A 25056-nucleotide genomic window follows, 5' to 3' on the forward strand; every position below is an offset into this window, starting at 1 on the left:
CACATGTCGGCAACCCTCTCACACCTGCACCATACCGGTGAAACCCATGAACGCCAGCGACATGAGGCCGGCGGTGATCATGCCGATGGCGGCGCCCTGGAACGGCTGGGGTACATCGGCGGCGGCGATGCGTTCGCGCATGGCGGAGAACAGCACGAGCACCAGCGAGAAACCGGCGGCGGCGCCGAAGCCGTAGAGCACGGATTCCAGGAAGCTGTTCTTCTCCTGGATGTTGAGCAGCGCCACGCCGAGCACGGCGCAGTTGGTGGTGATCAGCGGCAGGAAGATGCCCAGAACCCGGTGGAGCAGGGGGCTGGTATGGCGAACGGCCATTTCGGTGAACTGCACGACCACGGCTATGACGAGGATGAAGCTGATGGTGCGCAGGTATTCGACCTGCAGGGGCTCGAGGATCCAAGTGTTGACGAGGTAGCTGCAGACGGAGGCCAACGTCAACACGAAGGTGGTGGCCATGGACATGCCCATGGCCGTCTCCAGTTTGTTGGAGACGCCCATGAAGGGGCACAGCCCCAGGAACTGGGCCAGCACGAAATTGTTCACCAGGACGGTGCTGATCAGTATCAGCAGGTATTCAGTCATCGGCTTCCGCTTTGTCGTGGGGAGGGGGTCGGGTGGTTCCTTCCGGGAATCGCCACGAGTACGTCCCTGTAGGCTGCTATTCCGCCATCCATGGCTCCATAGCTTCCCGGAAGGAACCACCCGCCCCCCTCCAATCCGGATCCGTCATGGGCTTCCGGTCATGGGGTCCCAATGTTTCGATAATCCCTGGCGTTTTCGTCAATTGCTTGTCTGCGACTCCGGGGCGCCCAACAGGTGGGGTTCAGGGAGGTCTTCCCGGGAAGCTATGGAGCCATGGATGGCGGAATAGCAGCGTACAGGGATGTATTTACAGCGATTCCCGGGAAGACCTCCCTGAACCCCGCCCTGCAACCAACGCCGCAGTCCAGAGACTACATAACCCGCAAGCCAGGCGTCGCGCCGGAGTCCGGCGCCAGAAGCCAGATGTCCTCGCCACCGGGCCCGGCAGCCAGGACCATCCCCTCGGACACCCCGAACTTCATCTTCCGCGGCTTTAGGTTCGCCACCATCACCGTCAACCGCCCGATCAGATCCTCCGGCGCGTAGGCCGTCTTGATGCCCGCGAAAACCTGGCGCTGTTCCGCCCCGATATCCAGTGTCAGCTTCAGCAGCTTGTCCGCGCCCTCGACATGCTCGGCGTTTTCGATCTTCGCCACCCGCAGGTCCACCTTCGAAAAGTCATCGAACTCGATCTGCTCAGCAATGGGCTCCACGTTCGGGCTCTCCTGTTGTTGTGCGGGCTGCTGGTTCGTCTGCTGATCCTGGGCCACGTCCTCCTTGGAGGCCTCCAGCATGGCCTCAATCTGCTTGGAGTCGATGCGCTTCATCAACGGCTTGAACTTGTTGATGCCGTGATCCAGCAGATGATCCTCAAGCCGGCGCCAGTCCAGCGAGGTGTTCAGGAAATCTTCCGCATTTCGGGCCGTCTCCGGCAGAACCGGGGCCAGGTAGATCATGAGCACGCGGAACATATTCAGCGCGTTGGTGCTGATGGCCTGGACCTGCTCGCGCGTCGATTCGTCCTTCGCCAGGACCCAGGGCTTCTGCTCGTCCACGTACTGGTTGGCGCGGTCGGCGAGTTCCATGACGCGCTTCATGGCGCGGCCGATTTCCCGTTCCTCGTAGTGGCCGGCGATCTCGTCGGCGGCGTCGGTGAATTCCTTCAGCCGCGCCGGTTCGGTGATTTCAGAGCCCAGTTGGCCGTCGAACTGCTTGGTGATGAAGCCCGCGCTGCGGCTCGCGATGTTGACCACCTTGCCCACCAGGTCCGAGTTCACCTTCTGGACGAAGTCGTCCAGGTTCAGGTCCATGTCGTCCACACCGGCGGTCAGCTTGGCGGCGAAATAGTAGCGCAGGTACTCCGGATGCAGGTGATCCAGGTAGGTGCGCGCCATGATGAAGGTGCCGCGGGACTTGGACATCTTCTGGCCGTTCACGGTTACGAAGCCGTGGCAGTTGATGGCCGTGGGCGTGCGGAACCCGGCGGTCTTGAGCATGGCCGGCCAGAACAGGGCGTGGAAGTTGATGATGTCCTTGCCGATGAAGTGGTAGACCTCGGCGGTGGAATCCTCGCGCCAGTAATGGTCGAAGTCGATGTCGCCGCGCCGGTTGCACAGGTTCTGGAAGCTGGCCAGGTAACCCACGGGCGCGTCCACCCAGACGTAGAAGTACTTGCCGGGGGAATCCGGGATCTCGAAACCGAAATAGGGCGCGTCCCGGCTGATGTCCCAATCGTGCAGGCCCGAGTCGAGCCATTCCGCCAGTTTGTTGGCCATGCCGGGCTGGAGGGCGCCGCTGTTGGTCCAGTCCCGCAGGAAGTCCGCGAAATCCGGCAGTGTGAAAAAGAAATGCTCGGAATCACGTTCCTCAGGGGTGGCGCCGGAGAGGGCGGACTTGGGGTCAATCAGTTCCATGGGCGTGTAGGTGGCGCCACAGGCCTCGCAGTTGTCGCCGTACTGGTCCGGCGTGCGGCAACGCGGGCAGGTGCCCTTGATGAATCGGTCGGCCAGGAACATACCCTTTTCGGGGTCGTAGGCCTGGGTGATGCTGCGCGTGGCGATGTGGCCGCGATCGCGCAGCTTCTGGTAGATATAGGAGGACAGCTCGCGGTTTTCCTCGGAATGGGTCGAGTAGTAATTGTCGAACTCGACAAGAAAGCCGGAGAAATCGCGCTCATGTTCGGCCTGGATGCGGCTGATCAGCTGCTCCGGCGTGATCCCCTCGCGCTCGGCCCGCAGCATGATGGCGGTGCCGTGGGCGTCGTCCGCGCACACATAGTGGCAGTTCTCGCCCCGCAGCTTCTGGTAGCGGACCCAGATGTCGGTCTGGATGTACTCCAGCAGGTGGCCCAGGTGGATGGGCCCGTTGGCGTAGGGCAGGGCGCTGGTGACCAGGATGTCGCGGCGATTGGCACTCGGCTCGCTCATGGGGCTCGGCTGGCTCCGTTATTGGTGTTGGAGCCGCCGATGATACCGTCCAACGGCGTTTTTTTCACCCCGCCTGTCTGGCCGCCTGCCCGGTGCCGGGCGTATCATTGAGGGTATGAGAATCCATCATTTCCGGGAGCAGCATGACGGCGATTGACCAGAAGGCGGTCGAGCAGACCATACGCCAGTACACGGACCCCTATCTCAAGCAGGATCTCCTGTCGCTGGGCGCAATCCGTAACCTGTCGATCGAGGACGGCACGGTCTCTTTCGAGATCCAGCTGGGCTATGCCTGGGGCGGCATTGCCGGTGGCGCCAGGTCGCTGCTGACCCATGCCATCGAAGATGTGGAGGGTGTGGAAGACGTTCGCATTACCACCAGCCACAATATCCACCCCCACAAGGCCCAGGGTGAACTGCATGCCATGGGCGGCGTAAGCAATATCATTGCCGTGGCCTCCGGCAAGGGCGGTGTGGGCAAGTCCACCACCGCCGTGAACCTGGCCCTGGCGCTGGCGGGCGAGGGCGCGCGGGTGGGCATCCTGGACGCGGACATCTACGGCCCGAACGTGGGCCTGATGCTTGGGATTCCCGAGGGCACCCGGCCGGAGACGAAACAGGAAAAATATTTCGTACCGATTGAGGCCCACGGTATCCAGGCCATGTCCATGGCTTTCATGATCACGGATAAGACTCCCATGATCTGGCGCGGGCCCATGGTCAGCGGTGCTGTCCAGCAGATGGTTGGGCAGACCCTGTGGGATAATCTGGATTACCTGGTGGTGGACATGCCGCCAGGCACCGGCGATATCCAGCTGACCCTGGCGCAGAAAGTGCCCGTGACCGGTGCGGTTGTGGTCACCACGCCCCAGGACATGGCGCTGATGGATGGCCAGAAGGGCATCGAGATGTTCCGCAAGGTGGATATCCCGGTGCTGGGCGTGGTTGAGAACATGAGCACGCACATCTGCAGCCATTGTGGGCATCATGATCCGCTGTTCGGCAGTGACGGTGGCGAACGCCTGGCCGCGGACTATGATGTGGCGCTTCTGGCTCAGTTGCCGCTGCACCGCACCATCCGGGAGCAGACTGACGGGGGCAACCCGACGGTGGTGGCGGAACCGGACTCGGAAGTCTCGCGGATCTACGCTGATCTCGCCCGGCGGGTGGGAGCGGCGCTGTCGCAGAGGGAGCGGGATACCAGCTCTCCCATAGCCGCGATGAGTTCGTGATTACAGGCCGTAAACGAGTCTTAATGGCGTGGCAGTGGCCTTTGCGTTATAAACGGGGTCCTTGCAGCCTCCAGCATCCATCAGCCAGGGGCATATGAAACGATTCCCCACACTTCAGGCCCGTTACCGGGTCCTCCGCCGCCGCGGCCATAACTGGCTGGTGGGTCACCCGCGTCTGTGGAACATGCTCTACGTGACCGGGTGTCTCAGGGGCGGCGTTGAGGCGGCGGCCCGTGGCGTCAGCGTCGGTCTGTTCGTGGGGCTGACACCCACGGTGGGCTTCCAGACCGTGTTCATGATCATTGGCTGTGTGGTGCTGCGCGGTAACTTTCCGGCGGCCTTTGCCGTGTCCTGGCTGAGCAACCCGATCACCATGGCACCGCTCTACTGGGGCTTCCATGAGCTGGGCGAGCTCCTGACCGTGCTGTTGCCGGTGTCCATGGACTTCATCCCGTCATGGATGTTCGAGCGGGCAGGGGATACCATGACGTTCACGATCATAGGCAGCCTGATCGTTGCCGTGCCCTTTGCGGTGGGTGGCTACTTGGCCACCCATGGCCTCTCCCGATGGCTTCTTGCTCGCCGCCGCCTCCGCAAGCAGCGCCGTAACGGAGCGGCTCCCGGCCCCTGACTTTCGGTGCCAGTGCCAGCTGCGGTATGATTGTCGACTATCCCAAATCATCCAATCGTGGGCGTTGACGCAGCATGAGCATCAAATCCGATCGCTGGATCCGCCGGATGGCGGAGGAACACAGCATGATCGAACCCTTCGAGCCGGGGCAGATCAAGGAGACTGCGGAGAAGGGCCGGGTCATCTCCTACGGCACCTCCAGTTACGGCTACGACGTGCGTTGCAGCTCCGAGTTCAAGATCTTCACCAACGTGCATTCGGCGACGGTGGATCCCAAGAACTTTGACGAGGACAGTTTTGTCAACATCTCCGGGGAATCCTGCATCATTCCGCCCAATTCCTTTGCGCTGGCGCAGACGGTGGAGTACTTCCGGATCCCGCGCAACGTGCTCACCATCTGTCTGGGCAAGTCCACCTACGCCCGTTGCGGTATCATCGTGAATGTCACGCCGCTGGAGCCAGAGTGGGAAGGCCAGGTGACCCTGGAGTTCTCGAACACCACCAACCTGCCCGCGCGAATCTATGCCAACGAGGGCGTGGCCCAGATGCTGTTCCTGGAGTCCGACGAGGTTTGTGAGACCAGCTATGCGGACCGCAAGGGCAAGTACATGGGCCAGCGCGGCGTGACCCTGCCCAAGACCTGAGCGCCGGGAGCGGCCCATGAATTCGAAGCAGTGGCAGCGCGAGATGAACCGCCTGACCGGCTGGCGCCAGTACGCTTTCATACTGGCGCTGGCCGAGCGCGCCTTCCCCAACTATGCGCTTTTTGCGGAAATCACCGAGCCCGAGTGGGGCGACCGCTTCCGGGATGCGCTGGACTGGGGTTGGCGGATGCTGGCAATCAGGGACCACGATGTGGATCCCCTGAAGCAGCTGACCCGCCTGGAAGAGGTGTATCCGGACCCCGCCGAGTATGATTTCTATGGTGTGGCACCGGCCATGGATGCCTGGCACCTTCTTGAACAGGCGTTCCTGTGCCATGTGAACCCGGAGAAGAAGCGCGCCTTTGACGCCGCGGCTCGCGCCCTGGAGGCGGTGACCACCTTCATCGAGGTAACCGAGGGCGAGGGGCTGGACGATGACGCGCTGGTGAAGCTGTTTGATGACCATGAACTGGTGAAAGCGGAGAAATCGTTCCAGAAGACGCTTAATGAGACCCTGCGCCGGGCCCAGGCACCGGATGGCGAGACCCTGAACGAATTGCATGAAATGGCGCATAACGACGGCGTCAGCAGCCTGGGTCTGGAAGTTCCCGAGCGCTGGGCGAACGCGAACCAATCCTGAACGGGAGCCTGCATGAAACTCTCATCCTTCGGTCAGAAGCTGGGCGAAGACGCCGGCATCAATTCGCTGATGGACGATCTGGGCGAGGCCATGGCCTCGGGTGGCGACGTGGTGATGATGGGCGGCGGCAATCCGGGCCACCTGCCGGAAGTGACCGACCGGCTGCAGGCGATCATGAAGGAGCTGGTGGACAACCCAGAACAGTTCCGGCGCCTGACCGGTGTCTATGACCCGCCCCAGGGCGAAAAGCAGTTCATTGCCAGCCTGGTGGAACTGCTCAACCGCGAGTATGACTGGGGCCTGACCACGGAGAACGTGGGGCTGACCAATGGCAGCCAGTCCGCGTTCTTCATGCTGTTCAACATGCTGGCGGGTGAACATCCGGACGGCAGCCACAAGCACATCCTGCTGCCGCTGGCGCCGGAGTACATCGGTTATGGGGATGCCGGTCTGACGCCGGGGTTGTTCCGGGCGGTGCGGCCCGAGATCGAGGAACTGGGTGACAACCAGTTCAAGTACCGGGTCGACTTTTCCCAGCTGGAGATCACCGAGGACACCGCTGCCATCTGTGTCTCCCGGCCCACGAACCCCACGGGTAACGTGCTGACCGACGGCGAGATGCTGGGTCTGGAAGAGCTGGCACGGCAGCACGACATTCCGCTGATCGTGGACGGCGCCTACGGCACCCCCTTCCCGGACCTGATGTACACCGAGGCCTCGCCGCGTTGGACGCCCCAGCACATCCTCTGCCTGAGCCTGTCCAAGCTGGGGATTCCGGCGGCGCGCACCGGCATTGTGATTGCCGACAAGCCGGTGATCCGGGCCCTGTCCGGCGTCAACGCCATCATGAACCTGGCCACCGGGAGTTTCGGGGCCATGCTGGCGGAGCCGCTGGTGCGCAGTGGCGAGATCATCAGCATGAGCCGGGATCTGGTGCAGCCCGTCTACCAGCGCAAGATGGAGAGTGCCGTGGCGGCCTTCCGGGAGGCCATGGGCGACGACTGCCCCTGGCGGGTCCATAAGCCCGAGGGTGCCATGTTCCTGTGGCTCTGGTTCCCGGACCTGCCCATCAGCAGCCTGGAGCTCTACAAGCGGCTCAAGGCCAGGGGGGTGCTGGTGGTGTCAGGGCACTACTTCTTCCCGGGGCTGCCGGACGAGGACTGGCGTCACCGGCATGAGTGCCTGCGTGTGACCTATTCCCAGAACGAGGTGGATGTAGCCCGCGGTCTCCATGCCATCGCCGAGGAAGTGAAGCGGGCCTGGGCTCAGGGCTGAATGCGTTCGCCGTCGAGGGTGGCGCTCTTGAGGTAGATCTCGAAGTTCTCGCCCTCGTCATTGGTCTGCTCCAGCCGCACCAGCAGATGATCCCATTCAGGGGCGAACCACATCATGGTGGTGCGGGGTGAGTCCTCGTCCCGGATCCGCTCCACGACGACCGTCTCCACGTCGCCGAACTCGCGGGTGTCCAGGGTTTCCTCTCTCAGCACCTCGAACTGGTAGTCCTTGAAGTCGCCGTCGTCAGGGATCACGTACTCCATGGTTTCCTTGCCAGCGCGCAGGTCCACCCAGAGCTGCAGCTGGGCCCCGAGCTGGTCCTGGACGCCCGGCTGTTCGCTCATATCGATACGCTGGTTGTTCTCACGGTCCACAATGACGTCCTTATCCCAGTCGAAATCGAGCTTCTTGTAGCGGTTTGAGAGGAAGAAGCCTTCGAGGCTGTAGCGGTACCGCTCCGAGATCACAGTCTGGTCCTCAAAACGGAAGCGGCTGGATTCGCGGATATCCGCCACGAAGGAATCCACATCAAAGCGGTAGACCCAGCGGCCGGTGTCCGTACGCTCCAGTGAGCGTGTGGCTTCGCCGCTGATGGTGATGCCGCGTTCAAGCTCCGCACCATAGGTGGTGGTCATGGGGTAGAGGTCCACGTCCTGTGCGAAAGCGGTGGAAGGCAGCACAGCGGCGGCGACTGTGAGGAACAGGCGGCGGATCGGGTCCATGTCAGCATCCCTTGTTGGACGTTTTGCTTCTACCCTATGAGAACCCTGTTACCGGCTCAAGCGTTTTGGGCGTCAATATCCACCGGTTCGTCCAGGGGTGTGCCGTCCAGCTGCGCCCGGCCCTGAGCCAGGCGCAGCCGCCCCTGGCAGAACCAGCGCACAGCCTCGGGGTAGATCCGGCGTTCCTGGGTGCCCACGCGGCCTGCCAGGCTGTCCTCGTCATCGTCCGGGTTCACAAGGACCCGCCCCCGAATGATGGGCGGGCCACCGTCCAGCTCCTCGGTGACGAAATGCACCGTGGCGCCGTGTTCCGCTTCCCCGGCTTCCAGAACCTTGCGATGGGTGTGCAGGCCGGGCCAGGCAGGCAGCAGCGAGGGATGGATGTTGAGCAGTCGCCCCTGGTAGTGCTGCACGAAAGCGTCCGTGAGGATGCGCATGAAACCGGCCAGGACCACCAGATCCGGACTGAAACCATCAATAGCGGCCATCAGGGCCTGGTCGAAGGATTCCCGGCTGGCATGGTCGCGGTGCGGAATGACCTGAACGGGAATGCCGGCGTTTTCAGCCCGCTCCAGGCCCCTGACCCCCGCCCGGTTGCTGATGACCCCGGCAATGGTGCCATCCAGCGTGCCGGCGGCCTCGGCGTCGATCAGTGCCTGGAGGTTGGTGCCACCCCCGGAGATGAGAACAACGATACGTGGCAGGGCATCCGGCATCAGCGTTCGCTGTTGTCGGGGACGAAACGGACACCGGCGGAGTCATCGGATTCCTGGATATAGCCCAGGAGCCACGCATCCTCGCCCGCGTCATTGAGAGTTTCCAGAACCTGGTCACGCTCGGTCTCCGGAATGCAGACCACCATGCCGACACCGCAGTTGAAGGTGCGGAACATCTCATCGGTGGCTACGTTACCGGCGCGCTGCAGCCACTGGAAGACGTCTGGCCACTGCCAGCTGTGGGTATCGATGACCGCTTCCGTGCCTTCGGGCAGCACGCGCGGCACGTTTTCGGTGAGACCGCCACCGGTGATGTGGGCCATGGCGCGGACATCGAACTGGTGCAGGATCTCCAGCAGCGGCTTCACATAGATGCGGGTGGGCGCCATCAGGGCCTCACCCAGGCTCTCCGTGCCCACGGACTGCTTCAGGTCCGCATCGGTGTGCTCCAGGATGCGGCGGATCAGGGAGTAGCCGTTGGAGTGCGGGCCCGAGGATCCGAGACCGATCAGGGCGTTACCGGCTTCCACACGGCTTCCGTCGATCAGGCGTTTGCGCTCCACAATCCCCACGCAGAAGCCGGCAAGGTCGTAGTCGTTACCCTGGTACATGCCGGGCATTTCCGCGGTCTCGCCGCCAACCAGCGAGCAGCCGGCGTTCTCGCAGCCTTGGGCAATGCCCTTGATGACATCGGCGGCGATGTCGTTGTTGAGCTTGCCGGTGGCGTAGTAGTCGAGGAAGAACAGGGGTTCGGCGCCGGTGACGATGATGTCATTCACGCACATGGCCACCAGGTCGATACCGATGCGGTCGTGGCGTTCCGTGTCCATGGCCAGTCGGAGCTTGGTGCCGACTCCGTCTGTCCCGGAGATCAGGACAGGCTCCTTGTAGCCCTCTGGTACTGCGAAGGCCCCTCCGAAACCGCCCAGGCCACCCAGAACCTCCGGCCGCTGGGTGCGTGCAACGCTCTCGCCGATGCGGTCGACCAGCTCACTGCCGGCATCAATGTCGACTCCGGCGTCGCGGTAGGTCATTCCCTGGTTGGTATCGCTCATGGGGCGTTCCTCGAAACGGGCATTGCGCGGATTCTAGCACCGTGGCCATCCCCGGCCAAATGCCGTGGGTGTCGTGCTCGTGGTGGTTGTTGTATCCTGAGCCGACCTTAGAGGGCGAGACAGTGGACGATGGGAGTTCGGGTGGAACAGCGCATTGATCGGTTTCGGGCAGGGCTGCTGACAGGTGGTCTTCTGCTGCTGTTGGTGCTGGCCGGCCCTGCTCAGGCAGTGGTTGTGGACCGCCTGTACCAGGCGGTGGTACCGGTTGATGATACCGGTCCCGGGGCGCGGGATGAGGCTTTCCGGCAAGCCCTGCGCCAGGTGCTGCTGCGTCTCACCGGTGATCCCGCCGATGTGCGGGAGCTGGTGCCGGCCGATGATGGGGGCAGTACCCCTGAGCGCGCCCTGGATGGAGATGCCGCCCGCTTCATCGATGCCTTCAGCTACCGGCGTAACGAAGAGAAGCTTGAGCTGCATGCCACTCTGAGTGCGCCGGCAGTCGGTCAGATGCTGGCTGAGCGGGGCGTAGCGGTGTGGGGCGCCAGCCGTCCCCGGATTCTGGTCTGGTTTGCGGTGGATGATCGCGGTGATCGTGAGCTGATCCACCGGGAAAATACCCTTCCTCCCTTTCTGGAGGAACCCATGCAGCCTCTGGACAGGGAAGCCATTGCCGCAGAACGGGGGCCCTGGAAGGAACCACTCTGGGCTGAATCCCAGCGTCGGGGGCTGCCGCTTGCATTGCCCTTCCATGATGACCGGGATCGTTCGGAAGTCAGTCTTTCCGAGATCTGGGGGCTGTTTCAGAGGCCCATACAGCAGGCGTCCCGACGCTACCCTCATGACCTGATGGCGACGGTCAGGGTCAATCGTGCCGGTGGTGGCTGGCGGGCACGCTGGCAGTTGTGGCGGGGCGATGACCGGGTAGCGGACGGTGTCGTCCGGGAGGATGAGCGGGCCATGGTGGTGCGACAGCTGGTGGACGCCTGGGCTGACCGGCTTGCCGACCGTTATGCCGTTGCGCCACCCAAGGGGCAGGACCTGCGTTCCTCGCATATGGTGGTGACCAATGTGGGGTCGCTGGAGTCCTATGCCGGTGTGCGCCGCTCCCTGGCCGGACTGGAGCCGATCCGCTCGGTGCAGGTGGAGACGGTACAGCAGCATCACCTGACCCTGGAGCTGGCCTTCAACGGTGATCTGCGCGTTCTGCGTGATTACATCGGGCTCGATGAGCGGCTGGTGCTGATGGGCGGGCCGCCGGACGGTGCGATTCCCGCTGACCCCGAGGATGGTGCGCTCAGGCTGTACTACCGCTGGGACGGCGAGCGCGGCAGCGGCATGCTGCCCGGCCGTGGTGAGGCGCAGGAGATCGTGCCGCTGGATTCCGGAGAGGATGCCGGGGCAAGCGGTGCCACGCTGCAGTAGAATGGGGCCATGACACAGACGCCTTCCCAGTTTCCCCTTCGGATTCGGCTGCGGGATGAAGCCGGCTTCGACAACTTCCAGGCCGGCTCCAACGCGGCGCTGGTTGCTCGGCTTCAGGCCTGGCCGGCCTCTGCGGACGCCGGTTCCGTGGTGCTGTGCGGCGATGCCGGCGCGGGTAAGAGCCACCTCCTCAATGCCGTCTGCCTGGCCGCGGAGGCGGCCGGCCTCCAGCCGGTGTCGCTCAGTCTGCGCGAGGCGGCGACACTGGCGCCGGAGGCGCTTCAGGGTTTTGAGGGGTTCGATCCCGTCTGTCTGGATGATCTGGAAGGACTGCCTGCCAATCCCGCCTGGCAGGAGGCACTGCTGCACCTGTTCAACCGTGTGCAGGATGCCGGCGGCCGCCTGCTGATCGCCAGCCGGCAGCCGCCGGCGGCGCTGGACTGGGCGCTGCCGGATCTGGCATCGCGCCTCCGGGCCTTGCCCGTCTGGCAGCTGGCCCTTCCCGACGATGACCAGCGCGCGGCCATGCTCAGGGCGCGTGCGGAAAACCGTGGGCTTGCCATGCCGGAGGAGGTGACCCGTTACATCCTGCGCCGTGCTCCCCGGGATCCAGGCGAACTGCTGGGGCTTCTGGACCGCCTGGACGAGGCCTCGCTGCAACAGCAGAGACGGCTGACAGTACCCTTCGTCAGGCAGGTGCTGGGCTGGTAGACTCCCGAACTACAGGGATTTCATCGATAACAGCAACAACACAGGGGGAAAGCCATGCGCCGGGTTGTTTTCAATCAGAAGGGCGGTGTGGGGAAATCCAGTATCGTGAGCAATCTGGCGGCCATCAGTGCCAGCCGCGGGGTGCGGACACTGGTGGTTGACCTGGATCCGCAGGGCAATTCGACCCAGTATCTGCTGGGTAAGCCCGCGGAAGAGCTGAAGGACACGGTGGCCGACCTGCTCGAACAGTCCATCGCTTTCCGCATCTCCAGCCGCCGCCCCGAGGAATTCGTGCATGCCTCGGCGTTCCCGAACCTGCATGTGCTGCCCTCGAGTCCCGAGCTGGACTACCTGGAGCGCAAGCTGGAAGCCAAGCATAAGATCTACAAGCTGCGCGATCACCTGAGCCGCCTCAGTGACCTCTATGATGCGATCTACATCGACACGGCACCGGCGCTGAACTTCTATACCCGTTCGGCTCTGATCGCGGCGCAACGCTGCCTGATCCCCTTTGACTGCGACGATTTCTCCCGCCAGGCGCTGTACAGCATCATGGGCGAGATCCAGGAGCTCCAGGAGGATCACAATCCGGACCTGATGATCGAGGGCATCATCGCCAACCAGTTCCAGAGCCAGGCCAGCCTGCCGCGCCGGCTTGTCCAGGAGCTGACGGATGAGGGGCTGCCGGTGCTGCCGGTCCGCCTGCCGTCCTCGGTGAAGATGAAGGAATCCCACCAGGTGGGCCGGCCCCTGATCCATATGGCGCCGAAGCACAACCTCACGGCGCGTTTCCAGGATCTCTACGGTCTGCTCAATGGTGAGACCGTGGATGTGGAACCGCTGGGAGCCTGAGGCGCATGGCGATGGATCGGGAACACGCGCGCCAGGCTCTGCCTGGCAGCATGAAAAGCGTGGAACAGGCACTTTCGGAACTGGCGCTGCACAGCACTGTGCCGCCATCACCCGAGGCCTTTGCCAGTGTGCAGCCCTTCTGCGTGGATACCATGAACTTCCCGGAGTGGGTCCAGTTCGTGTTCCTGCCCAAGCTGGAGGGTATGCTGGAAGGGGGCGAATCCATGCCTCCCTGGTGTGATGTGGCCCCCATGGCCGAGGAATACTTCCGGAACCTTGAGCAGGACGGGAGCCTGCTGATCGAGGCGCTCCGGCGGCTGGATGAGCTGGTAACCGCCGCGCGCTAGGTCTCCGTAGCGTCGGCCTCGTCCGGTTCCTGAGCCAGCGGCCAGCGCTCCCGCACCCTGTACACGGGGCCGTGCAGGCCCTGCTCGCTTTCGTAGAGACAGACCTCGGCCACTGGCAGTTCCGCCTGCCAGGGCGTGGCTGTTATGGGGCGCGGTTTGCGGTCCCGGAAATGGGCGACCGTGATGTGTGGGCGCCACTGCTGTTCCTGCCGGGCATGCCCGAGTGTCTCCGCCAAGCCCTCCCTGAGGGTGCGCTGAAGCGTTTCGATGGTGGGGGAGGCGTAACCTTCCAGGACCAGGTGGCGGGGGCTGCCGGGATCGGGGAAACCCGCTACCTGGCGGAAGTGGATCCGGCCCGGGCGCCCGCCCGCCAGCAGTTCACCCACCCGCGGAATGACCTGCTCATCCAGGACTGAGCGTGGAATGGCGCCCAGAAAAACCAGTGTCAGGTGCAGGTTCGCCCATGGGGTGACCCGCAAGGGCGGCAGGGCGTGGGTTGAGGCATTGACCGTGGCCATGAGGGGGTCGGCCACGGATTTTCCTACCGGCACTGCAAGGAAACTTCGAATCGCATCGGCCACCTTCGGCTCCTCCTCTGTCGCAGGCAACCTGTCTGTCTCTCACTATAGACGCTCACGGGCCGCTGTGCCCTTCTTAGGTATCGCCCCGGATGCGCAGCGAGAGATCCACGGCCGTGACGTCTTTGGTCAGTATGCCCAGGGAGATAAAGTCGACGCCGGTTTCCGCAATGGCCGCCAGGTTGTCCTCCGTAATGCCGCCGGAGGCCTCAAAACGGGCCTGACCACGGTAGCGTTCCACCATCCGCGCCATGCTCTCCAGCGGGAACTCATCCAGCATGATGCGTTCGGCGCCGGCAGCAATGGCTTCCGCCACTTCCGCTTCGGTTTCCGTCTCCACCTCCAGGGGCACATCCGGGGATGTCTGCCGGGCACGCTCAACGGCGGCGGTTATGGAGCCGCAGCTGGCGATGTGGTTCTCCTTGATGAGGATGCCGTCGTACAGGCCGATGCGGTGGTTGGCACAGCCGCCACAGCCCACCGCGTATTTCTGGGCGATGCGGAGCCCCGGCAGGGTCTTGCGGGTATCCAGGAGCCGGGTTCCGGTATGCGCGATACGGTCCGCATAGTTCCGGCAGCGCGTCGCCACACCGGAGAGCGTCTGCAGCCAGTTGAGCGCGATGCGTTCAGCGGTGAGCAGCGATTGGGCGGGGCCGGTGATGGTAACGAGGAGCGAGTCCGCCGCCACCCGCTCCCCCTCACTGCAGTGCCACACCACGTCCAGGCGCGGATCCACCTGCCGGAAGCACTCATCCACCCAGAGTCTGCCGGCGATCACCGCCTCATGACGCACAATAACGCCGGCCTCGACCACGCGCGCCGGATCAATAAGGGCGGCGGTGCGGTCACCGGAGCCTTCATCCTCGGCGATACTGGCGGCGACGTCGCGTGTCACGGCCTGACGCAGTGTGGCAGCGGGGATCGGGTTCATCATGGTCTGGCCCTTGCTGACGGTGGTCACAAAAGGTGACAAATTCTGACACAGATTGACGCGCTCCGACTCTATAGTGGAACCGTTGAAAATCCAACCGGCGTTTCGCTGAAGTTCGGGAGCCAGACAGATGAGTCGTGGAGAGAATGTAGTCACCCTGGGTCAGTCCGGGGAAGGGCGCCAGCTGCCATCCCCGCTGATCAGCCTGCGCGACAGGGCGGCGGTCCGTTTCCGCACACTGCTTGACGCTTTCTTCGACAGCGCCGATGACGCCCTGTTCGATCTCTCCGAACGCTCACGCTCCAATGCCGAGCAGACCACCTACTTTGATGCCATGCGTGAACTGCGCATGCAGCGCAAGTCCATGACCATGGCCTTCCAGCAGTGGCTGAGCCGTGCCTTCAACGAAGGCGGTCACTTCGAGCCGGCGCCGGGGCGGCACAGCGAGGGCGAGTCTGACCTGGAGTCGCTTTCGCTGGTGGAGGACGATGATCTGGAAGAGCAGGTGGCGGTGGACAACATGATCCAGCGCATCCGCAACCGCTACACCGACCAGGTGGAGCTGCTGCGCCAGCGTGTCGCGGAACTGCTCCGCAACCCGGACCTGGCGTCCTCGCGCAATCCGCTCGGGCCGGAAGTCATCTGTCACGGTCTTGCTGACGTCTGCTCCTCTCTGTCCATCGATATACGCTCCCGCCTGGTGATCTACAAGCTGTTCGACAAACTACTGATCAATCAGCTGGATAACCTGTACACCGAGGCGAACCAGCACCTCAGTGATGAGGGGGTACTCCCCAACCTCAAGAATCCGATGCCCCAGCATCAGCGCCGCGACAGCAGCCAGGGTGCGCCCGCTGGTTCGTCAGGCCAGGCCAGCGGCGGCCAGGTTTCCGGTGACGGGGCCGAGCAGTCCAGTGGCACTGACATCCGGAGCCTGATCGAGATGATGCATTCGGGCGTTGGCCAGGGCGGCGGCATGCCGTCCGGCTCCATGGGGGCTGGTCAGGGCTTTCCGGTCATTGGTTCGGGTCAGGGCGGTGCTCCGGTACAGACCTCCGAACTGGTGCAAATGCTCTCCGGGGTTCAGCTTTCGGCCGAGGCCGCCCAAGCGGGTGGTGTGGTGCCTGTTGTCCAGGGACTGGTTAACAGCAATGATCGCAATGTGCGCCAGGTGGATTCGGACGTGATCAACCTGGTTTCCATGCTGTTCGATTTCATCCTGGAGGATCGCCGCCTGCCCGAGACGATGCAGGCGTTGATCGGCCGGCTTCAGATTCCCATGGTCAAGGTGGCCCTTGTGGATCCGGCCTTCTTCGAGCGTGGTGGTCATCCTGCCCGTAAACTGCTCAATGAGCTGTCCTCGGCGGCGCTGGTGTGGAACGAGGGCAGCGAGAGCAGCCGTGATCCGCTCTACGAGAAGATGGAATCCGCGGTCAGCCGGATCCTGAATGAATACAGTGATGACGTGAGCGTCTTTGAGTCCGTTCTGGACGACTTCACCGCCTTCATGGAGAAGAATCGGCGGCGGCGCGAACTGGTGGAGCAGCGCCTGCGCGATGCCGAGGAAGGGCGCGCCCGGGATGAGCAGGCCAGGGCCGAGGTGGAACGTTTCCTGAGCGAGGCACGGGCTCGGTACACGGTGCCGGAGAGCCTGCAGGGCTTTCTGGAGAGTGCCTGGTTCCGTGTGCTCAAGTGGCATTACCTGCGCGAGGGTGATGAGGGCGAAGGCTGGAAGGCGCAGTGCGAGCTGACCGACAGGCTGCTCTGGAGCCTGGACCCAGCACCCTTCCTGGCCTCCACCCGCTCAGTGCTGTTGCGTGAGATCCCCGGCATTGTGCGAAGCGTGCGCGAGAGCCTGGAAAAGATCGGCTGGGATCCCTTTGAAACGGACCGCAGCCTGCATCAGCTTGAGCTGGTGCATGTGGATGTGCTCCAGCGCCTGAAGACCGCACCGAAGGAAGAAGCGCCGCAGGAGACCACCGGCGGCAGTGAGCTGGATCTCACCAGCGAGGCGCCCCCAGGCCTGGCCGAAGCGTCCGGTGATGAGCTCGCTGCGGAGCAGCCGCTTGAAGCGCCTGCCGAGGTCGTGCCCGAGCAGCCCGAGGAAGAAGCCGAGGCGGTGACGCCCCCGGACCTGAGCGTGGGGGCCTGGCTTACATGGCAGCCCCCTGAGGGCAGCCCTGTGCGCTGCAAGCTGGCGGCGGTCATCCGCGCCACGGGCAAGTACATCTTTGTTAACCGCAACGGCGCCCGGGTGGTGGAGTACATGATGCCGGAGGTCAATCAGGCCCTGGCGGATGGCACCCTCGAGATGCTGGATGATGGCCTGATCTTTGACCGCGCCCTGGAGTCGGTCATCGACAGCCTGCGCCAGGGGCAGACCGCCTGAGGCTTCGGGTTCCCTCTTGCAAAATATGGCCACTGTGCTTCACTGCCGCCTGAACCCGCGAGTGAGGGAAGCGCATTGGCCAGTGATCCTGTTGAATTCCTGATGCCCAACCCGGAGGGATGGCTGCCGGCGGCGCAACCCAGGCCCTCGGACAACCACGATGCCCGGCCTGCAGAAGCCGGCGTTTCGCTGCTGGTGATTCACGGTATCAGCCTCCCTCCCGGTGAGTTCGGTGGCGACGCCATCGAGCGCCTCTTCTGCAACATCCTGGACTGCAGTGAGCACCCCTGGTTTGAGCGGCTGCGTAACCTGCGTGTATCAGCCCACCTTCTGATCCGGCGCGACGGGCAACTGGTGCAGTTTGTTTCCCTGCGGGATCGGGCCTGGCACGCCGGGCGTTCCTGTTTCAATGGCCAGGCGGAATGCAATGACTTCGGCATTGGTATTGAGCTGGAGGGCACCGATGACACGCCCTATACGGAAGCCCAGTACGACCGCCTGATTCCGCTGGCCCGGGGCATCATGCGCAGTTTCCCGTATATTACCCCGGACCGGGTTGTGGGGCATGCCGACATTGCGCCGGAGCGCAAGACCGATCCGGGGCCCGCCTTTGACTGGCTGCGGCTCCGGCGGGGCATTGCACAGACGGCAGAGGGACTGAGCTGATGCGTCTTCTGGTGATTCTTCTGGCCTGGATGCTGCGCCGGCAACTCGATGCCCGCGGCTGGCTGGATCCGGGGTACTGGCAGAGGCGGCTCCTGGAGCATGCACCGCCGGAAAAGGACGGGGGGCGGCGTACGCTGCGCTGGCTGCTGCCCCTGTACGGACTGCTCGTTGTTCTCACCGGTCTGCTTTCATGGGGGACAAGTGGTATCGCCGGGGGGCTCTGGGCAAGCCTTCTGGCGCTCGCACTGCTGGTGGCCGGTACCGGCATGCCGGGCTGGCGGGCGCCGCTCAGGGCCTACAGTGCAGCCTGGCGTTCCGGGGATATGCAGGCAGCCTGGTACCATGTCGCGCCGTTGCTGCCTGTGGAGCAGCGCGGTGCGGCGCTGGCACCGGAGCAGCTTCACCTGAGCCTCTGTGGGGCTCTGATCCAGACCACCTTTGAACGCTACTTCCTGCCGCTGTTCTGGTATGCCCTCCTGGGCCCTGCCGGGGTGGTTCTGATCCTGGTGGCCCTGATGCTGCGCGACCATTACCCTTCCACAGGGGTCCGCAACCTCCTCGGGCGCTGGGTCCACTGGCTCGCCATGCCGCCGCGCTGGCTGCTGTCATTCAGCTTTGCCGTGGCCGGGGATTTTTCCGGCTGGTCGGGCGAACCCCGCAACCGTCATCCCCGGCGGACGGACAGCTGTGGCGATGTACTGCTGACTGCCGCCGGCAGTGCCCTGTCCAGCTACGCCCTGGATCCCGCCCGCTTCCAGGCGCATGACCCGGATGGCTGGCCGGATTACGGCCACAGGAGCCTTTTGGCCGTACGCCATCTGCTCAACCGCAGCCTGCTTGTCTGGCTGGCGGTCCTGGCTGTGCTCGCGCTCATGGGGATTCTGCCCTGAAGGCTCAAGATCCGCGGGAAAAAGTCGTTAAACAGGCCATGAAACTGACGGATCGGGCTTGTTCCGGGGCACATCTGACCTAGACTTCCGGACACGGAATGATTCCAGTGGCTTCTCTGAATCGATGGACGCCGCATCGGAGTGCGGCACACAGGCGATAGCGCCGGCGGGACCCAGGCCGGCCTGCCAGTACGACTGGTGTGTTTGAACGCTCGGAGGGCGTACCGTGAAGAAACTGCTAGCACCCGCCATTCTGCTGATGAACAGGCTGAAGTTTGTCTACAAGTTCAGCCTGATCAGCATCCTGTTCCTGATCCCGATAGCGGGACTCGGGTACCTTCTGGTGAGCCAGCTGAACGTCTCCATTGATGATCTGGAAAGGGCGATGGATGGTACTGAGGCCGTTGCCGAGGCCAATGATCTGGTGCGCAGTGCCCAGCGTTTCCGCGATTACCACACGGTGGTGCGGGTGCGCGAGCTCGAAGGCGGACTCCGGGACAAGTCACAGCAGGCCAGGGCCAGGGTCACCCAGCAGCTGCAGGTTCTGAGCGACTATGCGGATACCTTGGATAATGGTGATACCCTTAAGACCCAGCTGGATGAGGTGACCTCGGCCTGGAACGGCATGCTGGAGGAGAATCAGTACCTGCAGACACCGGACCGTCAGTTCAATCTTTACGATCGTTTTTTCCAGAAGACGCTGGCGCTGCGCAACACGGTGCTCCAGGTCAGCGGGCTGGGGCAGGATCCATCCAATAGCGTGCAGATGCTGCTGGAGCTGGTCATCAATGGCATGACGCCGGTTGCCGATGAGATGGGGCAAGCCCGCACTTTCGGCCTTTACGGGCTCAATGAGGGGCGGCTCTCGGGGCCGCTCAGTGAGCGCATGAACGGCATCTATGACAGCCTCACCAACGTCAGCAACCAGCTTCAGACGGCTTTCGACCTGGGGTTCGATGCAGCGCCTGTTATTGGCCAGCGTTTCACACAGGATGCGGAGCGGCTCAGCAAGGCGCCCATCGAGATCCGTGACCTCATGGAGGAGGAAGTGATCACTCCCTTCCGCCTTGAGTTCCCGGCAGAGGACTATGATGCGCGTGTGTCCGAGCCCATTGGCCAGCTCTATTCCGTGGGCAATGACATACTCGGCGCCATCCGGGGGCAGCTTGAGGCACGCCTGGCCAGCGAGCGCCAACAGCGGACCGTCATCTTTGCCTCACTGGCAGTGGTGCTGCTGATCATTGTCTGGCTCTACACCGGCTTCTACTACTCAGTGCGCTCTGCCATCCGCAAGTTCGCGGATTCCGCCCGCCGTGTCGCGGATGGTGACATGCGGGTCCAGCTCGAACTCAACAGCCGGGACGAGCTGGGTGAGCTCAGTACCGAGTTCAACGGCATGACTACCAGCATCCGGGAACTGGTGGAGTCGGTGCGCGAGACGGTCAATCGGGTGGACCAGCAGGCACAGCGCGTGAACGAGACAGCCACCTCCAATTCGGATGCGGTCGCCCGCCAGATGCAGGAGACCGACCAGATCAACGATGCCATGAAGCAGATGGTGGATACGGTCCAGGAAGTGGCCCAGAGCTCCCAGCAGGCTTCGGACTACGCCAATGAAGCCGATTCTGAGGCGGACCAAGGACGTGTCGTGGTCGGTGATACCGTCCAGACGATCAACCGGCTGGCGGATGAGATCAAGGGCTCGGCAGATGTCATCGACCGGGTCAGCAATGACAGCGACAGCATCAGCCAGGTGGTGGGCGAAATCAAGGCGATTGCCGAGCAGACCAACCTGCTGGCACTGAACGCCGCTATCGAGGCGGCCCGGGCCGGTGAGCATGGACGAGGCTTTGCGGTCGTGGCGGACGAAGTCCGCTCACTGTCCCAGCGCACCCACAAGTCCACGGAAGAGATCGAGGAGATGGTCGGGCGGCTCCATTCCGGCGTGAAGGACGCCGTCAAGGCCATGAACAACAGCCACGACGTGACCAACGAGACGGTTACCAAGTCGGGTGAGGTGACCGAGGCGCTCGAGAACATCGTCAATGCCATCTCGCGCATCGTGGACATGAGTCAGCAGATCGCCCAGGCGGCCGAGGAACAGTCCGCTGTGGCCAACAACATCAACAGCAATGTTGAGACCATTTCCGAGGTGGGCCGTGAGACCGCAGGCAACGCCGAGGAGACACTTGCGGCCAGCCGTGAACTCTCGGATCTGACCGCATCACTGCATGAGCAGGTGGAGCGCTTCAGGGTGTAGGCTTGCTCATCTGCTGGTCCCAGAGCACTTCTGCAGCGCCTTCGCGGCGCGCCAGCACCCGCGAGGCCACGAACAGGAAGTCCGAGAGCCGGTTCAGGTACTGTCGCGCATCCGGGTTGATGGATTCCTCGTGACCCAGCGCCACCGTGATGCGCTCGGCGCGACGGCATACGGCTCTTGCCATGTGACACTGGGCGGCGGGCATGGAACCTCCTGGCAGCACGAAGTTCTTCAGTGGTGGCAGGTCCTGGTTCCAGTGGTCCAGGGTGCCTTCGAGCCAGTCGATGTGACTGTCCGCCACTACCCGGCTTCCCGGGATGGCGAATTCGCCGCCCAGGTCGAATAGGTGGTGCTGCACCCGCTGCAGGACCTCCTTCAGTTCCGCTTCCTCACCCCCGAGTGACTCGATCAGGATGCCCATCTGGGCGTTGAGTTCGTCCATGGTGCCCATGGCTTCCACTCGCAGGCTGTTCTTGGCGATGCGGTTGCCATCGGCCAGCCCGGTGGTGCCGTCATCACCGGTGCGGGTGTAGATCTTGGAGAGGCGGTTACCCATACGTGCATCCGTTGTCTGTTGTGACTGATCCCGGAGATACGCTGTCTTACAGCGCCCGGATCTGTTCCAGCTGTTCGTTCAGGCGCTGGCGCTGGCTTTCCGCGTCTTCCAGCTTGGCTTTTTCCTTCTCGACCACCTCGGCCGGGGCTTTCTCCACAAAACCGGCATTACCAAGCTTGCCGCTGAGGCGCTGGATTTCCTTATCAAGCTTCTCCAGTTCGCGGCTCAGACGTGCGATCTCCTCATCCCTGTCGATGAGGTTGGCCATGGGTACCAGCACTTCCAGTTCGCCCACCAGCTGTGTGGCGGCGAGCGGTGCTTCGCCCTTACCCACCCAATCGATACTTTCGAGTTTTGCCAGCGACTTGAGGAAGGTTCGGTTGGCTTCCAGGCGTTCCTGGTCCTGTTCATCGCCGTGGCGCAGCAGTACCGGGAGGGCCCGGGCGGGGGATATATTCATTTCGCCGCGTATATTGCGAACGGCCAGGATCACGCCCTTGAGCCATTCGATGTTTGCCTCGGCGTCGGCATCCTCCAGGGTCGGGCTGGGTTCCGGATAGGCCTGCAGCATGACGGTGTCACCTTCGACCCCGGCCAGCGGTGCCACGCGCTGCCAGATCTCTTCGGTGATGAACGGCATCAGCGGGTGAGCGAGGCGCAGCACGGTCTCCAGAACCTGGACCAGGGTACGCCTTGTGCCGCGCTTGCGCTCAGGTGTTTCGCTGTCGTCATAGAGAACCGGCTTGGAGAGCTCCAGGTACCAGTCGCAGTATTCGTTCCAGAGGAAGTCGTAGATGCTCTGGGCAATGCGGTCGAAGCGGTACTGGTCGAAGAAGCCATTGGTTTCCTCGACGCAGGTCTGCAGCCGGCTGAGGATCCAGCGGTCCGCCAGGGAGAGCTCTATGGGCTCGCCCGAGGTGCCGCAGTCCTGGGCCTCGGTGTTCATCAGCACGTAGCGGGCGGCGTTCCAGAGCTTGTTGCAGAAGTTGCGGTAGCCCTCGAGACGCTTCATGTCCCAGTTGATGTCGCGCCCGGTGGAGGCCAGCGCGGCCAGTGTGAAGCGCAGGGCGTCGGTGCCGTGGGGCTGGATGCCCTCCGGGAACTCACTGCGGGTGTTCTTTGCGATCTTCTCTGCCAGCTGGGGCTGCATCATGTTGGCCGTGCGCTTGGCCACCAGGTCCTCGCAGCTGATGCCGTCGATCATGTCCATGGGGTCGAGCACGTTGCCCTTGGACTTGGACATCTTGTTGCCGTGCTCATCCCGGATCAGCCCGGTCACATAGACCTGCTGGAAGGGCACCTGGGGCGATCCATCCTCATGCTTCATGAACTGCATCGTCATCATGATCATCCGGGCAACCCAGAAGAAGATGATGTCGAAGCCGGTGACCAGCACCTGGGTGGGGTGGTAGGTGCGCAGGCGCTCGGTGTCCTCGGGCCAGCCCAGGGTGCCGAAGGTCCAGAGCGCGGAGCTGAACCAGGTGTCGAGCACGTCCTCGTCCTGTTCCAGTGCGCAATCCGCTGCCAGTTCGTATTTCTCGCGCACCTCCTGCTCGGTGCGGCCGACGTAGACCTTGCCCTCGCGGTCGTACCAGGCGGGAATGCGGTGACCCCACCAGAGCTGCCGGGAGATGCACCAGTCCTGGATCTCGCGCATCCAGGCGTAGTACATATTGGCGTACTGATCGGGGACGAATTCGATATCGCCGTTCTCCACCGCCTTGATGGCCGGTTCGGCGAGAGGTTTGGTGGCGACGAACCACTGGTCCGTGAGCAGGGGTTCAATGATCAGCCCGGAACGGTCGCCGCGCGGGACCTTGAGGGTGTGGGCGTCCACCCCGTGCAGGCGGCCTTCCGCCTTCATGGCCTCAACGATCTTTTCGCGCGCATCAAAGCGGTTGAGGCCGGCGAAGGCGACCGGCATGGTGCCGTCCAGCTCATGGTTGGGCGTGCCGTCGGCATTGAAGACCTCGGCCTGCTCACGAATGCTGGCGTCCGGTGTGAGGATGTTCACCAGCGGCAGGTCGCAGCGCTGGCCCACCGCATAGTCGTTGAAGTCATGGGCCGGGGTAATCTTGACGCAGCCGCTGCCCATTTCCGGGTCGGCGTGTTCGTCGCCCACAATCGGGATGTCGCGCTCCACCAGCGGTAGCCGGATGGTGCCGCCGATCAGGTGTTTGTAGCGCTCGTCCTCCGGGTTTACCGCCACGGCGGTATCACCGAGCATGGTTTCCGGGCGGGTGGTGCCGACCACCAGGTAGTCCGCGCCCTCGGCGGTGGTCTGGCCGCCGTTAATGGGGTAGCGGAAATGCCAGAACTGGCCCTGCTCCTCGGTGTTCTCCACCTCAAGGTCGGAGATGGCGGTGTGCAGTTTCGGGTCCCAGTTGACCAGGCGCTTGCCGCGGTAGATCAGGCCGTCGTCGAAGAGCCGGACAAAGACTTCCTGGACGGCACGGTAGAAACCGTCGTCCATGGTGAAGCGCTCGTGATCCCAGTCCACCGAGGTGCCCAGCCGGCGCATCTGGCTGGTGATGGTGCCGCCGGACTGCTGCTTCCATTCCCAGACCTTGTCGATGAAGGCCTCGCGCCCGAGGTCATGGCGCGTCTGGCCTTCGTCGCTGGCCAGGTTGCGTTCCACCACCATCTGGGTGGCGATGCCGGCGTGGTCACTGCCCACCTGCCAGAGGGTGTTGTCGCCCTTCATGCGGCGGTGACGGATCAGCGCATCCATGAGCGTATGCTGGAAGGCATGGCCCATGTGCAGGCTGCCGGTCACGTTGGGCGGCGGGATCATGATGCAGAAGGGATCGCCCTGGCCGGAAGGCGCGAAATAGCCGCGCTCTTCCCAGGTCCGGTACCACTGGTTCTCGATCTTTTCCGGCTGGTAGGTCTTGTCCATGTTTGTTCGGCCCGGGTCTGCTGGTTTGGGTTAAGGCACTAAAGGTTAACAGACCGTCGATTATACATGGTGGCCCGTCACCGGCGAACCGTCAGTGCGGCTTGCGGAAATCGTGGACCTGCGGGGTGATACCCAGTTCGCGCAGCTGCCGGTATTGGGCCCTGGCGCGCTGGAGACTGTCGTCGTCATTGCTGGCAATCAGGGCAAGGCGGGCGAAGCCGTCCGCCGTCGTGGGCAGGGTGGTTGCCACAATGATCAGTGTGTCCCAGTCGCTGGCCGATGGTTCGCACTCAAGCACGGCGATCGGTGCCGTGGGGCTCTGGTCGCTGCTCCGCAGCCGGTCATGGGGCAGGAAGGCCTCCGGGCGGAAGGACCACAGCATGCCGTCCAGCGCTTCGCCTGTGTCCGGGTCATCGCAGAACAGGGCCACGCGGTCGCCATCCTGCCAGGCCTTTTCCGTCAGTCTCGCCGCATGCAGCAGGCGGGCGTCACGGCCGGAGCCGGCGAGGATGTGGAACCAGTGACTCATGGTGTCTTCCGGGGTTGGCTGTCATTGCCGCCACAGGTTATCTAGAATGGCCCTTCCTGTCAGGCGATCGAGACGCTGGGGCTGC

General features: G+C 63.4%; 23 protein-coding genes. 13 read left to right on the forward strand and 10 right to left on the reverse strand.

Annotated elements, in window-relative coordinates; all coding sequences use genetic code 11:
* Positions 1–18: 18 nt before the first annotated feature.
* Entirely contained in the window at positions 19–600 is a 582-nt protein-coding gene (gene rsxA / locus H4I92_RS11805; RefSeq protein WP_077530785.1) for an electron transport complex subunit RsxA, read from the reverse strand.
* Positions 601–971: 371 nt separating this feature from the next.
* Positions 972–3026 (reverse strand): methionine--tRNA ligase, encoded by a 2055-nt coding sequence (metG, locus tag H4I92_RS11810; RefSeq protein WP_077530786.1) that lies wholly within the window; start codon positions 3024–3026, stop codon positions 972–974.
* Positions 3027–3169: 143 nt separating this feature from the next.
* Here metG and apbC point away from each other — a divergent pair, with 143 nt between their 5' ends.
* The 5 genes from apbC (at position 3170) to H4I92_RS11835 (ending at position 7448) form a co-directional block, all read left to right on the forward strand.
* A complete protein-coding gene (gene apbC, locus H4I92_RS11815) occupies positions 3170–4258 on the forward strand; it encodes an iron-sulfur cluster carrier protein ApbC (RefSeq protein WP_077530787.1) in 1089 nt (362 codons plus the stop codon).
* A 94-nt stretch (positions 4259–4352) separates the two neighbouring features.
* A complete protein-coding gene (locus H4I92_RS11820; protein WP_077530788.1) occupies positions 4353–4889 on the forward strand; it encodes a DUF2062 domain-containing protein in 537 nt (178 codons plus the stop codon).
* A gap of 74 nt (positions 4890–4963) precedes the next feature.
* Complete coding sequence (gene dcd, locus H4I92_RS11825; RefSeq protein ID WP_077530789.1) at positions 4964–5533, forward strand: dCTP deaminase; 570 nt, start codon at positions 4964–4966, stop codon at positions 5531–5533.
* 16 nt (positions 5534–5549) lie between these two features.
* Positions 5550–6173: a DUF416 family protein gene (locus H4I92_RS11830; protein ID WP_077530790.1), complete on the forward strand. Its 624-nt coding sequence runs from the start codon at positions 5550–5552 to the stop codon at positions 6171–6173.
* 12 nt (positions 6174–6185) lie between these two features.
* Complete coding sequence (locus tag H4I92_RS11835; RefSeq protein ID WP_077530791.1) at positions 6186–7448, forward strand: valine--pyruvate transaminase; 1263 nt, start codon at positions 6186–6188, stop codon at positions 7446–7448.
* Here H4I92_RS11835 and H4I92_RS11840 read toward each other — a convergent pair.
* From H4I92_RS11840 to purM, 3 genes are read right to left on the reverse strand one after another with little or no spacing between them, the layout of a single operon-like run.
* On the reverse strand, positions 7439–8170 hold the full coding sequence (locus H4I92_RS11840; RefSeq protein ID WP_077530792.1) for a DUF3108 domain-containing protein: 732 nt from the start codon (positions 8168–8170) through the stop codon (positions 7439–7441). The two genes, H4I92_RS11835 and H4I92_RS11840, sit on opposite strands and share 10 nt — an antisense overlap.
* A gap of 56 nt (positions 8171–8226) precedes the next feature.
* Positions 8227–8886 (reverse strand): phosphoribosylglycinamide formyltransferase, encoded by a 660-nt coding sequence (gene purN / locus H4I92_RS11845; RefSeq protein ID WP_077530793.1) that lies wholly within the window; start codon positions 8884–8886, stop codon positions 8227–8229.
* A complete protein-coding gene (gene purM, locus H4I92_RS11850) occupies positions 8886–9941 on the reverse strand; it encodes a phosphoribosylformylglycinamidine cyclo-ligase (protein WP_077530794.1) in 1056 nt (351 codons plus the stop codon). Before purM ends, purN begins: the two co-directional genes overlap by 1 nt.
* Before the next feature lie 141 nt (positions 9942–10082).
* Between purM and H4I92_RS11855 the strand changes: the two genes are divergently transcribed.
* From H4I92_RS11855 to H4I92_RS11870, 4 genes are read left to right on the forward strand one after another with little or no spacing between them, the layout of a single operon-like run.
* Positions 10083–11363 (forward strand): DUF2066 domain-containing protein, encoded by a 1281-nt coding sequence (locus H4I92_RS11855; RefSeq protein ID WP_179105698.1) that lies wholly within the window; start codon positions 10083–10085, stop codon positions 11361–11363.
* Between the two features lie 9 nt (positions 11364–11372).
* A complete protein-coding gene (hda, locus tag H4I92_RS11860) occupies positions 11373–12074 on the forward strand; it encodes a DnaA regulatory inactivator Hda (protein ID WP_077530796.1) in 702 nt (233 codons plus the stop codon).
* Positions 12075–12128: 54 nt separating this feature from the next.
* Positions 12129–12926, forward strand: coding sequence for a ParA family protein (locus tag H4I92_RS11865; RefSeq protein WP_077530797.1), 798 nt, complete (start codon positions 12129–12131; stop codon positions 12924–12926).
* A 5-nt stretch (positions 12927–12931) separates the two neighbouring features.
* Positions 12932–13273: a YqcC family protein gene (locus H4I92_RS11870; RefSeq protein WP_218668206.1), complete on the forward strand. Its 342-nt coding sequence runs from the start codon at positions 12932–12934 to the stop codon at positions 13271–13273.
* Here the strand turns inward: H4I92_RS11870 and thpR are convergent.
* On the reverse strand, positions 13270–13854 hold the full coding sequence (gene thpR, locus H4I92_RS11875; protein ID WP_281247517.1) for an RNA 2',3'-cyclic phosphodiesterase: 585 nt from the start codon (positions 13852–13854) through the stop codon (positions 13270–13272). The two genes, H4I92_RS11870 and thpR, sit on opposite strands and share 4 nt — an antisense overlap.
* 73 nt (positions 13855–13927) lie before the next feature.
* Positions 13928–14785: a carboxylating nicotinate-nucleotide diphosphorylase gene (nadC, locus tag H4I92_RS11880; RefSeq protein ID WP_338072767.1), complete on the reverse strand. Its 858-nt coding sequence runs from the start codon at positions 14783–14785 to the stop codon at positions 13928–13930.
* A 127-nt stretch (positions 14786–14912) separates the two neighbouring features.
* On the opposite strand from nadC, the gene H4I92_RS11885 reads away from it, so the two are divergent.
* The 4 genes from H4I92_RS11885 (at position 14913) to H4I92_RS11900 (ending at position 20987) form a co-directional block, all read left to right on the forward strand.
* Complete coding sequence (locus H4I92_RS11885; protein ID WP_077530799.1) at positions 14913–17171, forward strand: DUF1631 domain-containing protein; 2259 nt, start codon at positions 14913–14915, stop codon at positions 17169–17171.
* A 75-nt stretch (positions 17172–17246) separates the two neighbouring features.
* On the forward strand, positions 17247–17837 hold the full coding sequence (ampD, locus tag H4I92_RS11890; RefSeq protein ID WP_479694240.1) for a 1,6-anhydro-N-acetylmuramyl-L-alanine amidase AmpD: 591 nt from the start codon (positions 17247–17249) through the stop codon (positions 17835–17837).
* Positions 17837–18727 (forward strand): hypothetical protein, encoded by an 891-nt coding sequence (locus H4I92_RS11895; protein ID WP_077530800.1) that lies wholly within the window; start codon positions 17837–17839, stop codon positions 18725–18727. The genes ampD and H4I92_RS11895 overlap by 1 nt, the downstream gene beginning before the upstream one ends.
* A 226-nt stretch (positions 18728–18953) precedes the next feature.
* Positions 18954–20987 (forward strand): methyl-accepting chemotaxis protein, encoded by a 2034-nt coding sequence (locus H4I92_RS11900; RefSeq protein WP_077530801.1) that lies wholly within the window; start codon positions 18954–18956, stop codon positions 20985–20987.
* Here H4I92_RS11900 and H4I92_RS11905 read toward each other — a convergent pair.
* The 3 genes from H4I92_RS11905 to H4I92_RS11915 form a co-directional block, all read right to left on the reverse strand.
* The gene (locus tag H4I92_RS11905; protein WP_077530802.1) at positions 20977–21543 is read right to left on the reverse strand and encodes a cob(I)yrinic acid a,c-diamide adenosyltransferase; all 567 of its coding nucleotides are present in this window, start codon (positions 21541–21543) and stop codon (positions 20977–20979) included. The two genes, H4I92_RS11900 and H4I92_RS11905, sit on opposite strands and share 11 nt — an antisense overlap.
* 46 nt (positions 21544–21589) lie before the next feature.
* Positions 21590–24442 carry a valine--tRNA ligase gene (locus H4I92_RS11910; protein ID WP_077530803.1) on the reverse strand — a complete coding sequence of 951 codons (2853 nt, stop codon included), beginning with the start codon at positions 24440–24442 and terminating at the stop codon, positions 21590–21592.
* A 91-nt stretch (positions 24443–24533) separates the two neighbouring features.
* The gene (locus H4I92_RS11915) at positions 24534–24971 is read right to left on the reverse strand and encodes a DNA polymerase III subunit chi (protein ID WP_077530804.1); all 438 of its coding nucleotides are present in this window, start codon (positions 24969–24971) and stop codon (positions 24534–24536) included.
* Positions 24972–25056 lie beyond the last annotated feature (85 nt).

Origin of the sequence: Vreelandella halophila (assembly GCF_019903425.1) — a bacterium.
GTDB lineage: Bacteria > Pseudomonadota > Gammaproteobacteria > Pseudomonadales > Oleiphilaceae > Halospina > Halospina halophila.